Source organism: Rhodococcus sp. IEGM 1366 (genome assembly GCF_033142425.1).
Lineage (GTDB): Bacteria > Actinomycetota > Actinomycetes > Mycobacteriales > Mycobacteriaceae > Rhodococcus_F > Rhodococcus_F globerula.
The window spans coordinates 202275-214746 of sequence record NZ_JAWLRZ010000006.1; the positions used below are offsets into that span (position 1 = coordinate 202275).

The 12472-nt window shown below is 61.5% G+C and carries 11 protein-coding genes and 1 pseudogene; 11 read left to right on the forward strand and 1 reads right to left on the reverse strand.

The features are described 5' to 3' along the window. Window positions 1-24: 24 nt before the first annotated feature. From R4P64_RS19285 to R4P64_RS19300, 4 genes and pseudogenes are all read left to right on the forward strand, one after another. Complete coding sequence (locus R4P64_RS19285; RefSeq protein ID WP_045069145.1) at window positions 25-267, forward strand: DUF3263 domain-containing protein; 243 nt, start codon at window positions 25-27, stop codon at window positions 265-267. A gap of 63 nt (window positions 268-330) precedes the next feature. Beyond that, window positions 331-648 (forward strand): WhiB family transcriptional regulator, encoded by a 318-nt coding sequence (locus R4P64_RS19290; protein WP_033234177.1) that lies wholly within the window; start codon window positions 331-333, stop codon window positions 646-648. Window positions 649-671: 23 nt separating this feature from the next. Further along, window positions 672-2063 (forward strand): annotated as a pseudogene (gene xylB / locus R4P64_RS19295) (xylulokinase); the annotation flags it as partial. A gap of 31 nt (window positions 2064-2094) precedes the next feature. Then, window positions 2095-3573, forward strand: coding sequence for an FGGY-family carbohydrate kinase (locus R4P64_RS19300; protein WP_317822250.1), 1479 nt, complete (start codon window positions 2095-2097; stop codon window positions 3571-3573). Between the two features lie 6 nt (window positions 3574-3579). Here the strand turns inward: R4P64_RS19300 and R4P64_RS19305 are convergent, their stop codons facing one another. Further along, window positions 3580-4296, reverse strand: a complete 717-nt coding sequence (locus R4P64_RS19305) for an HAD family hydrolase (protein ID WP_033234180.1) — start codon at window positions 4294-4296, stop codon at window positions 3580-3582. A 144-nt stretch (window positions 4297-4440) separates the two neighbouring features. Between R4P64_RS19305 and cycA the strand changes: the two genes are divergently transcribed. From cycA to R4P64_RS19340, 7 genes are all read left to right on the forward strand, one after another. Beyond that, window positions 4441-5904: a D-serine/D-alanine/glycine transporter gene (gene cycA, locus R4P64_RS19310; RefSeq protein WP_033234181.1), complete on the forward strand. Its 1464-nt coding sequence runs from the start codon at window positions 4441-4443 to the stop codon at window positions 5902-5904. A gap of 122 nt (window positions 5905-6026) precedes the next feature. Beyond that, entirely contained in the window at window positions 6027-6815 is a 789-nt protein-coding gene (locus R4P64_RS19315; protein WP_033234182.1) for a M23 family metallopeptidase, read from the forward strand. A 151-nt stretch (window positions 6816-6966) separates the two neighbouring features. Beyond that, entirely contained in the window at window positions 6967-8472 is a 1506-nt protein-coding gene (locus tag R4P64_RS19320; RefSeq protein WP_033234183.1) for a glutamate-cysteine ligase family protein, read from the forward strand. A gap of 144 nt (window positions 8473-8616) precedes the next feature. After that, the gene (locus R4P64_RS19325; protein ID WP_317822254.1) at window positions 8617-9510 is read left to right on the forward strand and encodes a universal stress protein; all 894 of its coding nucleotides are present in this window, start codon (window positions 8617-8619) and stop codon (window positions 9508-9510) included. 151 nt (window positions 9511-9661) lie between these two features. Then, on the forward strand, window positions 9662-10702 hold the full coding sequence (locus R4P64_RS19330; protein ID WP_033234185.1) for an LLM class F420-dependent oxidoreductase: 1041 nt from the start codon (window positions 9662-9664) through the stop codon (window positions 10700-10702). 168 nt (window positions 10703-10870) lie between these two features. Further along, on the forward strand, window positions 10871-11764 hold the full coding sequence (locus R4P64_RS19335; protein WP_033234186.1) for a universal stress protein: 894 nt from the start codon (window positions 10871-10873) through the stop codon (window positions 11762-11764). Between the two features lie 75 nt (window positions 11765-11839). After that, on the forward strand, window positions 11840-12472 hold the full coding sequence (locus tag R4P64_RS19340; RefSeq protein WP_033234187.1) for a response regulator: 633 nt from the start codon (window positions 11840-11842) through the stop codon (window positions 12470-12472).

Consider the following 12472-nt stretch of genomic DNA (forward strand, 5'->3'; position numbering starts at 1 on the left):
CGCACGAACCTAGGGGAGAACCCGATGAGTCGCACCGACACGCAGAACGAGATTGTCGACTTCGCGCGTAAATGGCAGAAGTTCGACGGCGGACCGGACGAAGACATCTTTGTCACCTTCGGTCTGGAGCCCCACGAGTACTTCCGGAGATTGAAGAACATCCTCGACAACGGCAACGCCGCACTGGATCCCCCTGCGGCGAGCGAACTCGCCACGGTGTGTGCGCACCGGTTGCGTCAGCGAGACGTCGAGTTGATCGGCCAGTAGGCCACCCACATTCTTCTTCATCGCTGAATCAAGTCCACAGAATCAAGAATTGAGGTCGCCATCATGCACAAGCACCTTCCGATGCCGAATCCGACAACTGAAGTGTGGGACTGGCAGATGCAAGGAGCGTGCCGCGGGCACGACTCGGCCGTGTACTTCCACCCCGACGGTGAGCGTGGGCATGCCCGCGAGAACCGCGAACTCAACGCAAAGAAGATCTGCTCCAGCTGCCCGGTTCTTCAGCAGTGCCGCGAACATGCGCTGGCTGTTCACGAGCCTTACGGCATCTGGGGTGGAATGACGGAGACCGAACGCGCAGAATATGTGCGATCGCTGCGTAAGCGCAGCAACCGAATGCCCGCGGTCGCAGTCGCGAGCTGAAGGTCCTTCAGAGAGGACACGCTGTGACGCTCGTAGCCGGTATCGATTCCTCGACTCAGTCGTGCAAGGTCATTGTCCGTGATGCAGATTCGGGTGAATTGGTCCGAGAGGGACGCGCGACGCATCCTGCAGGCACCGAGATCGACCCGGCGCGGTGGTTGGAGGCCATGGACAGCGCGATTGCTGCTGCGGGCGGACTGAACGACGTCGCCGCTGTGTCTGTGGGCGCGCAACAACACGGCATGGTGTGTTTGGACGGCGACGGCGATGTGGTGCGACCGGCGTTGCTGTGGAACGACACTCGTTCCGCGCAGGCTGCGAGCGAACTTGTCGACGAGCTGGGCGGTCCACAGGCGTGGGCCGACGCCGTAGGAGTTGTGCCGGTGGCCGCGATCACCGCGAGCAAGCTGCGCTGGCTGGCGGATCACGAACCCGGCAATGCGGATCGTACTGCAGCAGTCTGTCTTCCACACGATTGGCTGTCCTGGAAATTGGGCGGCGCGGTCTCGCTCGACGCGCTTGCCACCGACGCTGGTGACGCGAGTGGAACGGGGTACTTCGCGGCCGCGACGCGTGAGTACCGGATGGACCTGCTGTCGCTGGCTTTCCGAGATCGAACACCACAGGTTCCCCGGGTTGCGGCACCCAACGAGAAGATCGGTATCACTCGATCCGGCGCGGTCATCGGACCCGGAACTGGTGACAATGCCGCAGCCGCACTGGGTTTGGGGGCGATTCCCGGTGACGTTGTCATCTCGATCGGAACGTCCGGTGTCGTGTCTGCTGTTTCGGCCGCGCCGACGCACGATTCGAGTGGCAATGTTGCCGGTTTTGCCGACGCCACCGGACTGCACCTGCCGCTTGTGTGCACACTCAACGGCGCCCGGATTCTCGACGCGACCGCGTCCATTCTCGGCGTCGATCACGACGAACTGTCTCGTTTGGCATTGTCCGCCCCGCTCGGGAGTGACGGCCTGGTGATGATTCCGTACTTCGAGGGTGAACGAACCCCCAACCGTCCCGACGCGACCGGGGCTATGCACGGGTTTCGGCTCCAAAATTCGACGCCGGCGCATTTCGCGCGCGCCGCAGTCGAAGGGCTCCTGTGCGGCTTGGCCGACGGCGTCGACGATTTGGTTCGTCAAGGCGTCGAGGTGAAGCGCGTTCTCCTCGTAGGAGGCGGAGCGAAGTCTCGCGCTCTCTGTGAGATTGCGCCGGCAATTCTCGGAGTCCCGGTTGTGATACCCGATCCTGGTGAATATGTTGCGGAAGGCGCATGCAGGCAAGCTGCCTGGACGCTGCTCGGCGGCGAGCGTCCACCGGTGTGGACAAAACCGGAGGAGAGGCGCTTCGAGGCTGCACCGGCGCCGAAGGTTCGGGAACGTTACGCATCGCTGCGCGAGCTCACCGAGGGTGTGTGGAGGCCAACTCAGCTAGGGTTCTTTCGTGGACTTGTTGGTAGGCATGGACATGGGAACGGCCAGCAGCAAAGGGGTTTTGGTCACCCCGGACGGCGTGGTCCTGGCAACCGAGCAGATCGACCATCAGATCTCGATGCCCAGGCCCGGGTGGGCCGAGGTGGACGCCGAGAAGATGTGGTGGTCCGAGGTGTGTTCGATCTCCAAACGTCTTGTGGCACAAGTTCCCAGATCTGCCAACGTTGCAGGTGTCTGTGTCAGCGGTGTCGGCCCGGCACTTGTGTTGTGCGACAGTGAACTTCGACCCCTTCGTCCGGCCATTCTATACGGAATCGACAGTCGAGCATCCGCAGAAGTGGCCTCGCTGACCGAATTGTTCGGCGAAAAGGCAATACTCGATTGTGGTGGCAAACTTCTCTCGAGTCAGGCCGTCGGGCCGAAGATCGAGTGGGTGCGCATCCATGAACCGGAGATTTTTGCCGCGGCGACTCGGTGGTACGGGTCGAATTCGTACATCGCCGCAAAGCTGACCGGTGAGTACATTCAGGATCATCACACGGCCAGTCAGTGTGATCCGCTCTATTCGGTTCGGGACTTTTCCTGGAAATCCGATTGGCTGGATCGTGTTCTCGGCCATCTCGAATGCCCTCGATTGGTATGGCCGAGTGATGTTGTCGGACTGGTACATGCTGATGCGTCCGAGCAGACCGGACTGCCCGTCGGGACGCCCGTTGTCGCGGGAACGGTCGACGCATTCTCCGAGGGATTCAGTGTGGGCGCCCGTCATCCCGGTGATCTCATGTTGATGTACGGATCAACGATGTTCCTGGTTCAGATACTCGAGAAGTTTCAGAGCAATCCGGCACTGTGGACAACCGCGGGCGTTCAGAAGGACACCTTGGCACTTGCTGCCGGAACATCCACTGCCGGAAGTCTGATCGAGTGGCTTCACAAGCTCACCGGCGATGCACCATTCGAGCAGTTGCTCGCCGAGGCCGCGGCCGTGCCCGCCGGCGCCGAAGGGCTGTTGATCCTGCCGTACTTCGCCGGCGAACGTACTCCCGTGTTCGACCCCAAAGCCAGAGGTGTCGTTGCCGGACTGTCATTGCGACACGGCCGGGGGCATCTGTTTCGGGCCACCTATGAAGGTATTGCCTTCGGAATCCGTCAGATACTCGAAATGTTCGGTGACACAGATGAACTCGTCCGGCGCACGATCGCGGTGGGAGGTGGCGTCAAGAGTCGCGTCTGGACACAGGCGATCAGCGACATCACCGGACACACGCAGTTGGTTCCGACTCAGACCATCGGCGCCAGCTACGGCGACGCTCTGTTGGCTGCGATCGGGACTGGACTTGTTGCGCCGGATACCGATTGGACGACTCTGTCGCACGAAGTAGTGCCGAACGCAGCCAACCGGGCGATGTACGAGGATTTGTATCAAACGTGGTTGACGCTGTATCCATCGACGCGGGAACAGATCCACACGCTCGCCCAGTTCGGCTGAGTTCTTTCAGATCAGCCCGAACTTCCGCACCGCGTCGAGTAGCGCGTGCGGACGTTCGGACGTCGGCAGTGGATCGACGAGAGCGAACTGGCACCCGATATCGCGTGCGGCACCGTCGGCGACATCACTGTCTCCGATCATCAAGGTCTGGGCGGCGTCCACGTCGAGTTGCGCAAGTGCGTGCTCGAATATGGCAGGTTCGGGCTTGACCGCACCCACCTCGAAGGACAACACGAACTCGTCGACCCACACGTCCCAGCCACGGTCGACAAACGCCGGGCGGATGTCGAAGGCGATGTTGCTCAAGACTGCGGTGCGAATGCCCTTCTCCGACAGTGACTTCAGTACCTCGCCGGTATCCGGGTACGGAGTCCACCGATCCGGGTCCACGAGCAACCCGTACAGCGCTTCGGCGCGACCGAGATCTGGCATGCCGGACTTGCTCAGCACGTCGAGGTAAGCCTGACGGTGCAGCTTCGGATCCCGGTCACGGTTCTCCCACGCGTACAGTCCCGCTTCGTCCATCTCGACGGTTCGCCCGACCGGAGCGGTCATCCGGCGCATCAGCTCGGTTTGAGCGTGCACGTCCATCGGCTCGCCGGCGTGATCGACAAAATGTTCGGCCCAGTCGGAATCTTCCTCGAGCCGGAAGAGCGTCCCCGAGAAGTCGAACAATGTTGCGGCGATATGCCCGTTTCGGGAGTCGGTGCTGTCAGTGTTCACCGACCAAGGTTATCGGCGCAGGGTTTCCGATGCGCATTATGCGGCGGGGCGCGCGTACTTTGGGAGGGCACATTTTCCGAAGTTCGTGTCGAAGGGCAGTGTTCGTCGCTCTCGGCCCGCGCCGAATGACCAGGGGGATTCTCCGTGTCCGACCACGTGAACCACGTTGACCGAAGCAAATCGGCGGGTGACGACCCCCACTTGTCGCGTCAGCTGTCCAATCGTCACATCCAGCTGATCGCGATCGGCGGCGCCATCGGCACCGGCCTGTTCATGGGTTCGGGCAAGACGATCTCGCTGGCCGGGCCGTCGGTGATCTTCGTGTACATGATCATCGGCTTCATGCTCTTCTTCGTCATGCGGGCGATGGGGGAGTTGCTGCTCTCCAATATGTCGTACAAGTCGTTCTCCGACTTCGCTGCTGATCTCCTGGGGCCGTGGGCGGGATTCTTCACCGGCTGGACGTATTGGTTCTGCTGGATCGTCACTGGCATCGCGGACGTGATCGCGATCTCGGGCTACTTCAAGTACTGGTGGCCTGGGTTGGCCGCGTGGATTCCGGCGCTGCTGACCATCGCTGCACTGCTCCTTCTCAATCTGCCGACGGTGAAGGCGTTCGGTGAAACCGAGTTCTGGTTCGCGCTGATCAAGATCATCGCCATCGTCAGCTTGATCATCGTCGGCATCGTGATGGTCGTCTCCGGGTTCACCGCGCCCAACGGCGCCACCTCAGGCGTCGACAATCTCTGGAACGACGGCGGCATGTTCCCGACCGGCTTCATGGGGTTTGTCGCGGGCTTCCAGATCGCAGTGTTTGCGTTTGTGGGTATCGAATTGGTGGGTACGACGGCGGCCGAGGCCAAGGATCCGGAGAAGAACCTCCCGAAGGCCATCAACTCCATCCCCATTCGTGTGCTGCTGTTCTACGTGGTCGCACTGACCGTCATCATCTGTGTGACGCCGTGGCGTGAGATCCAAGCGGACAAGAGTCCGTTCGTCGCGATGTTCACGCTCGCCGGCTTGGGTATCGCCGCATCGGTCATCAACTTCGTGGTGCTGACGTCGGCGGCATCGTCGGCGAACTCGGGCATCTACTCGACCTCACGCATGGTGTTCGGCCTGGCTCAGGAGGGCGACGCACCGAAGGCCCTCGGCAAGCTGAACTCGCGCAAGGTCCCCGCGAATGCCCTGATGTTCTCGTGCATCTTCCTGCTCGCGTCGTTGATCCTGCTGTTCTCCGGTGACTCGGTGATCGAGGCATTCACCGTTGTGACCACAATCTCCGCGCTGCTCTTCATGTTCGTGTGGACGATCATCCTGGCGAGCTACTTGGTGTACCGGAAGCGTCGCCCGCACCTGCACGAGGCGTCGAAGTTCAAGATGCCAGGCGGCATCGTGATGTGCTGGGTTGTGCTGGCTTTCTTCGTGTTCATCTTGTGGGCACTGACCACCAAGGACGACACGCTGCAGGCGCTGCTCGTCACCCCGATCTGGTTTGTCGCACTCGGAATCGCGTGGGCGATTATTCGTCGCCGGCCCGCGCACCGCGCGCGATACGAGGCATTCCGGGCAGAACTGGATGCGAGTCGACAGACGGACGAAAAATAGTTTGGTCAAGAACGTGTAACGGTGGCGGTTTCCTTGATCAAACTGTTACATTCGTCGGCAAGACAGAGGAGCGGGCTTCGTTCGAGGACTGCTGCAAGCCGACGACTGACAGGGTAAAAACTGTGGGAGACCACCACCGCACGGACAATTCCATTGCTGCATTCGAGATCGATCCAGACGCAGCGAGTGGACGTCACCGCGTTCCGTCGGCTGGCCCGGGCGCAGGCGTCAAGGCTGGTGTTGTAGCTGCAGCCACGGGCGCACTGCTCGTCGGCGCAGGTCAGATGGGTGCAGGCACCGCAGCGGCAGCCCCGGCCACCCAGAACATCGCCGGATTCGAGATTCCGCAGGGATTGCTTCCCGAGGGCATCGAGATCCCAGCCGAGCTGTCGAATCTTGGGCTCCCGCCGGCGGCGGGCATCGAGGTTCCCGAACTTCCCGACCTCGTGGCACAGGTGAACGCACAGGTGCAGCAGTTCACCGGCTCGTTCAACCCGGTTTCGTCGAACAGCGGCACCGTTCAGCCTGTTTCCGGAACGCTCACCTCCACGTTCGGTAACCGTTGGGGCGCGCACCACGGCGGTCTGGACATCGCGGCCCCGATCGGAACTCCGGTTCTCGCGGCTGCGTCCGGTCAGGTCATCGACGCCGGTCCGGCCTCGGGCTTCGGTCTCTGGGTGCGCATCCAGCACGACGACGGCGCAGTCACCACATACGGACACGTCAACGACTACCAGGTTGCAGTGGGCCAGCGCGTAGCCGCCGGCCAGCAGATCGCTACCGTCGGTAACCGCGGCCAGTCCACCGGCCCGCACCTGCACTTCGAGGTTGCGGAAAACGGCGCCAAGGTTGATCCGGCCATCTGGCTGAAGGCGCGCGGCGTGGCAGTGACCTGGGTGGACAACTCGTAGGGAAAATCTTTTGCGGACCTGCAGGGCATCGGAGTTAATTCCGGTGCCCTGCAGTCTTTTCATGCTCGGTTCGGGTTGTGGTCGGGAGTCGGCCGGTTAGCCTTGCGGAAGACGACCTTCGGTGGTTGATAGCGAAGGAGGGGGATCGGATATGGGCGCAGAAGTTCAAGCACGAATGTTCACGAGGGCCGACCGGCGGGTGTTCCGCAAGAAGGTGCGATTGTGCGTCGACGCCATGAAGCAGATGCTCGATCGCGGCGACTTCCGGGACGCAGTCGAGAAACCCGACCCGTTGCTGGGAATGGAGATCGAGTTCAACCTCGTAGCCGGCGACATGCTGCCGGCGATGTCCAACCTTGCAGTGCTCGACGCCATCGACGACGATGCGGTGTTTCAAACGGAGCTCGGGCAGTTCAACGTCGAGATGAATGTCGAACCTGGCCCACTGACCGGCGACAACACATTCGAGCTCGAAGAAAAACTGCGCAGTTCACTCGCGATCGCGGACGCTCGCATCCATGAGCACGACGCCGAGATGGTGATGATCGGGATGCTGCCGACGCTCCAGCTCGAGCACCTCGACCGCGAGTGGATTACCGCGAATCCGCGCTACGAATTACTCAACGAGCAGATCTTCGCAGCGCGTGGTGAAGACATCGAACTCGACGTAGAGGGTGTCGCACTTTCCGGTGGGCCAGTGGAAGTGCTACGCGCCGATACCAATTCGGTGGTTCCCGAGGCGGCCTGCACGTCGATGCAGTTGCACCTTCGGGTTTCTCCCGAAGAGTTTGCGCCGCACTGGAACGCGGCACAGTGTCTGGCCGGGCCGCAGGTGGCGCTGGCCGCCAACTCGCCATTCCTGGCAGGCAAGGCGCTGTGGCATGAATCTCGGATACCGATCTTCGAACAGGCCACGGACACCAGAACACTCGAACTCAAGAATCAGGGAGTGCGACCACGCGTCTGGTTCGGGGAACGCTGGATACATTCGGTTCTCGATCTCTTCGAGGAGAATTCGCGATACTTCCCGGCGCTGCTACCAGACGTCTCCGATGCGGATCCCCTGGAGGTTCTTGCGGCAGGCGGAATTCCGGAGTTGAAAGAACTCCAGATGCACAACGGAACCGTCTACCGCTGGAATCGTCCGGTGTACGACTGCTCGGATGGCAAGCCGCACTTGCGGATCGAGAATCGAGTGCTGCCGGCCGGGCCCACCGTACTCGACATCATGGCAAACGCCGCGTTCTACTACGGAACAGTGCGGGCGCTCGTCAACGCGGATCGCCCACTGTGGTCGCAGATGTCTTTCCATGCCGCAGAAGAGAACCTGCACATCGGCGCCAAGCACGGGCTGGACGCAATGCTGTACTGGCCGGGCATGGGCTGGGTCGGTGCGGACGAATTGATCCTGCGACGGCTACTTCCCCTCGCGGACGAAGGCTTGGCCGACTTCGGGTTGTCGAGTGCAGCGCGTGAGAAGTACCTCGGCGTCATCGAAGGCCGGTGTCTCAACCGGCAAACCGGTGCGGCGTGGCAGCGGGGACGCGTCGTCGCCGGTGAGGCCGCAGGACTCGATCGAACTGCCGCTCTTGCCGAGATGATGCGGGCATATATCGAAAACATGCGCAGCGGTAATCCAGTTCACTTGTGGGACTGATTCGGGCTCGCTAATTCAACTCCCCATCAACAGTTTCGGGGACCTTGGTCATCGAAACAGGGATGGATTCGACCCGGAAACCATGTCGTAATTGCGATGGTTAGAGTGGAAGTGGCTCGATTACTTCTTACGGAAGGTGGGCACATGAGTTCACGCGAACACAACAATGTCGTCGTCGGAATCGACGGATCGGACACCGCGTCGACCGCGCTCCGGGAAGCTGCGAAAATTGCCGCGCAGCGAGAATTGCGTCTCGATATCATTCACGCGCTCGACTTTGCGCCGTACGGATTCGGCGGCCCGTACATCGACGCGGGTGGCGTGTACGAGTGGGTGGAAGAGGCCGGAAAAGCCGTACTCGGCGACGCCGAGAAGTTTGCCGCCGAGGTCGCCCCGACGGTCACCGTTCACACCGAGATGGCCATCGGTAGCCCGACGCAGTGGCTTCTCGAGAGTTCCGCGAAAGCCCGTCTGGTCGTCGTGGGAGCATCGTCGTCCGGAAAAGCCGCCACCGCGGTACTCGGCAACACCGCCGTCGGTGTCGCGAGCCACGGCAAGTGTCCCGTCATCGTTGTGCGCGAACGTGACGGCGTCGTACCGTCCGATGGTCCCGTCGTCGTGGGCGTAGACGGCAGTGCGCTGAGCGCGCAGGCTGTGGGTGCGGCATTCGAGGAAGCGGCGTTCCGCGGCGCAGAACTGGTGGCCGTCCACGTCTGGAGTGACCTCGGAACAGCAGCGCTCGAAGATCCCCGCGCTGCCGCGCTGGCACCGGCATCGCTCGAGGAAGAAGAGCATGCGGTATTGAGCGAGAATCTTGCCGGATGGTCCGAGAAGTACCCTGACGTCGTGGTTCGCCGTGAGATCTACCTCGACAATCCGCGTGGCCGCCTGCTCGAGTGGTCGGCTCGGGCACAGCTCGTCGTTGTCGGTAGCCGAGGCCGCGGCGGATTCCGCGGAATGCTCCTTGGATCCACCAGCAACACACTGATCGCTTCCGCGCAGTGCCCGGTGATGGTGGTTCGTCCCGAAGATTCCTGATTTCTCGATGCGCTTGTGAGAACCTGCCCCGTTCATTTCGGTCACCGAATATGAACGGGGCAGTCACATGAATACGGCCTCATGTTCCGTAGTGTTCAAGGAGAGGTGTGCCTCGCGCACACATGGCAATCGTGAGGATTGGGGTTAGAACGTGCGCATCGGAATGGGTTTGAACTACAGCGGCGGATTCGCCGAGACTGTCGAAGAAGTCGGTGACCTCGAAAAGGCCGGTCTGGACATTGCGTTTGTCCCGGAGGCCTACTCGTTCGACGCGGTCAGCCAACTCGGATACCTGGCCGCGAAGACGACAACCATCGAACTTGCCTCCGGCATCTTCCAGATCTACACCCGCACGCCGTCGCTTACCGCGATGACTGCCGCCGGCCTCGACTTCGTCTCCAACGGACGATTTGTCATGGGCCTTGGCGCGTCCGGCCCACAGGTGATCGAAGGTTTCCACGGCGTCAAGTACGACGCCCCTCTCGGCCGTACTCGCGAGGTCGTCGAAATCTGCCGCCAGGTATGGCGTCGTGAGAAGGTCGAGTACCAGGGCAAGTACTACCAGGTGCCGCTACCCGCCGAGAAGGGCACCGGCCTGGGCAAGCCGCTCAAGCTCATCAACCATCCCGTTCGCGAGCGCATCCCGATCCTCATCGCTTCCCTCGGCCCGAAGAACGTCGAACTCACCGCCGAGATCGCGGAAGGGTGGGAGCCGATTTTCTACCACCCTGAGAAAGCGGCAAGCGTGTGGGGCGAGCCCCTCGCCAAGGGCAAGGCGAAGCGCGACCCCAGCCTCGGTGAACTGCAGGTATATGCCTCCCCGGCGCTGGCCATCGGCGACGACGTCGACCACATGCTCGACTGGGTGCGTCCCAGCATCGCCCTCTACATCGGCGGCATGGGAGCCAAGGGAAAGAACTTCTACAACGATCTTGCCGTCCGCTACGGCTACGCCGAAGCCGCCGAGAAGATCCAAGATCTCTACCTTGCAGGCAAGAAAGAAGAAGCCGCGGCAGCAGTGCCGGACGACCTCGTCCGTGCAGTCTCGCTCATCGGTCCCGAAAGCTACGTCCGTGAACGTGTCGCCGCATTTGCAGAATCTGGCGTCACCACCCTCAACGTCACTCCGTTGGCGGCTGATCGCGCCGGACGTGTCGGCCTGATCGAGAAGTTCCGGAACATTTGTGATTAACCGCTGTGCGCCTTTATTGACCCCCCGCGGTTAATAAAGGCGCACAGCAGATGTCCGATTCGGGACCTGTCGTAGCGGATAAAACGTATTTATCGCACTTGGGCAATAGTGTGGGAGCAATAGTGTGGAGGCAGATAGAGTTCTGTAGTCGATCCTGAAGGGACGAAAATGAGTGCAATCCAACCAGTTGTCGTAGCTGTGGACGGTTCCGAGGCGGCGTCGTCGGCCGTTGTGTGGGCCGCACGCACCGCCGCTGTGTTGGGGCGTCCGCTGCATATTGCAACGGTGGTGCACATTCCGGCCTTCTATTATTCCGAGCCGTATCTGGCCGAGAGTTTCAAGGACGAACTGCGACGCACTGCTCGTGCCAGACTCGACAGCGCCAAGATCCTGGCCCACCAGAGTGTCGACGGTGATCTCGAAGTAGTCACCGAACAACTCGACGGCAGTGTCTCCGATTCATTGATCGAATTGTCCAAACGCGCATACATGGTTGCCGTAGGTCCGCGTGGGCACGGCGAATTCACCGGACTTGTCGTCGGTTCGGTGACGGTATCGATTGTCTCGCACGGTGAATCGCCCGTGGCAGTCGTGCGCGGGCGGACACTGGACGGTCAGCCGCCCACTCAGGGACCGGTTGTTGTCGGTGTCGACGGCTCCGAAAACAGCATCGAGGCCATCGAGCACGCATTCGAGCAGGCGTCGGCGCGCGGCGCCACGCTGATCGCCGTCAACGTGTGGAGCGACGTGAGTGTGCAGCCTTCACTGGGCGCCACTCCGGACGACCCGTTGTGGAGCAGCATCCAGACCGGCGAAGAAGTAGTTCTGGCAGAGCAGTTGGCCGGATTCACCGAGCGATACCCAGACGTTGTGGTCGAGCGTGTAGTAGCGCGCGATCGCCCGGTGCGGGTTTTGAGCGAGTATGCCGAGACTGCGCAGTTGGTGGTGGTCGGTAGCCGCGGACGTGGTGGCTTCACCGGAATGCTTCTGGGCTCGACCAGTCGCGCACTTCTGCACACCGCAGATTGCCCCGTGTTGATCGTGCGCCACAGCAAGAACTGACACGGCTGGAACTGACACTCGTCAACTGACACCACAGTTGTTTCGATCGGCAATAGATTCTTGAAAGAGGCTTAGATGACTACGCGCGTGTTCCTGGTCGACGATCACGAGATCGTCCGACGCGGACTGTTCGATCTGCTCGGCGGCGTCGAGGATTTCGAGGTGGTCGGGGAAGCGTCGTCGGTAGGGGAGGCGATGGCCGTTATCCCCAAGAGCAATGTCGATGTCGCGGTTCTGGACGTGCGACTGGCCGACGGCAACGGCGTTGAATTGTGTCGCGACCTTCGCTCGATGCTGCCGAACCTGCGGTGCCTGATGTTGACGTCGTATGCGGACGACGAAGCGCTGCTCGACGCCATCATGGCGGGCGCGTCCGGCTTTGTGCTGAAGCAGATTCTGGGCACGGATCTTGTTGCGGCGGTACGCACCGTCGGCTTGGGTGGATCGCTGCTCGACAGCCGCGCCACCGAAGCGTTGATGGCGCGAATCCGCAGCGAACGCACCGCAGATCCGCTGGCGGAACTCTCCGATCAGGAACGCGCGGTATTCGACCTCATCGGTGAGGGCCTGACCAATCGAGAGATCGGCGCGAGGCTGTTCCTCGCCGAGAAGACGGTCAAGAACTACGTGACCCGTTTGCTCTCGAAGCTGGGTATGCAGCGCAGGACTCAGGCTGCCGTGCTGGCAACCGAGCTGCGCAACAAGTAG

What these genes read in the sequence shown, in the direction of transcription:
- R4P64_RS19285 (WP_045069145.1), top strand. Translation starts at nt 25, where the DNA reads ATGAGTCGCACCGACACGCAGAACGAGATTGTCGACTTCGCGCGTAAA.
- R4P64_RS19290 (WP_033234177.1), top strand. Translation starts at nt 331, where the DNA reads ATGCACAAGCACCTTCCGATGCCGAATCCGACAACTGAAGTGTGGGAC.
- R4P64_RS19320 (WP_033234183.1), top strand. Translation starts at nt 6,967, where the DNA reads ATGGGCGCAGAAGTTCAAGCACGAATGTTCACGAGGGCCGACCGGCGG.
- R4P64_RS19325 (WP_317822254.1), top strand. Translation starts at nt 8,617, where the DNA reads ATGAGTTCACGCGAACACAACAATGTCGTCGTCGGAATCGACGGATCG.
- R4P64_RS19335 (WP_033234186.1), top strand. Translation starts at nt 10,871, where the DNA reads ATGAGTGCAATCCAACCAGTTGTCGTAGCTGTGGACGGTTCCGAGGCG.
- R4P64_RS19340 (WP_033234187.1), top strand. Translation starts at nt 11,840, where the DNA reads ATGACTACGCGCGTGTTCCTGGTCGACGATCACGAGATCGTCCGACGC.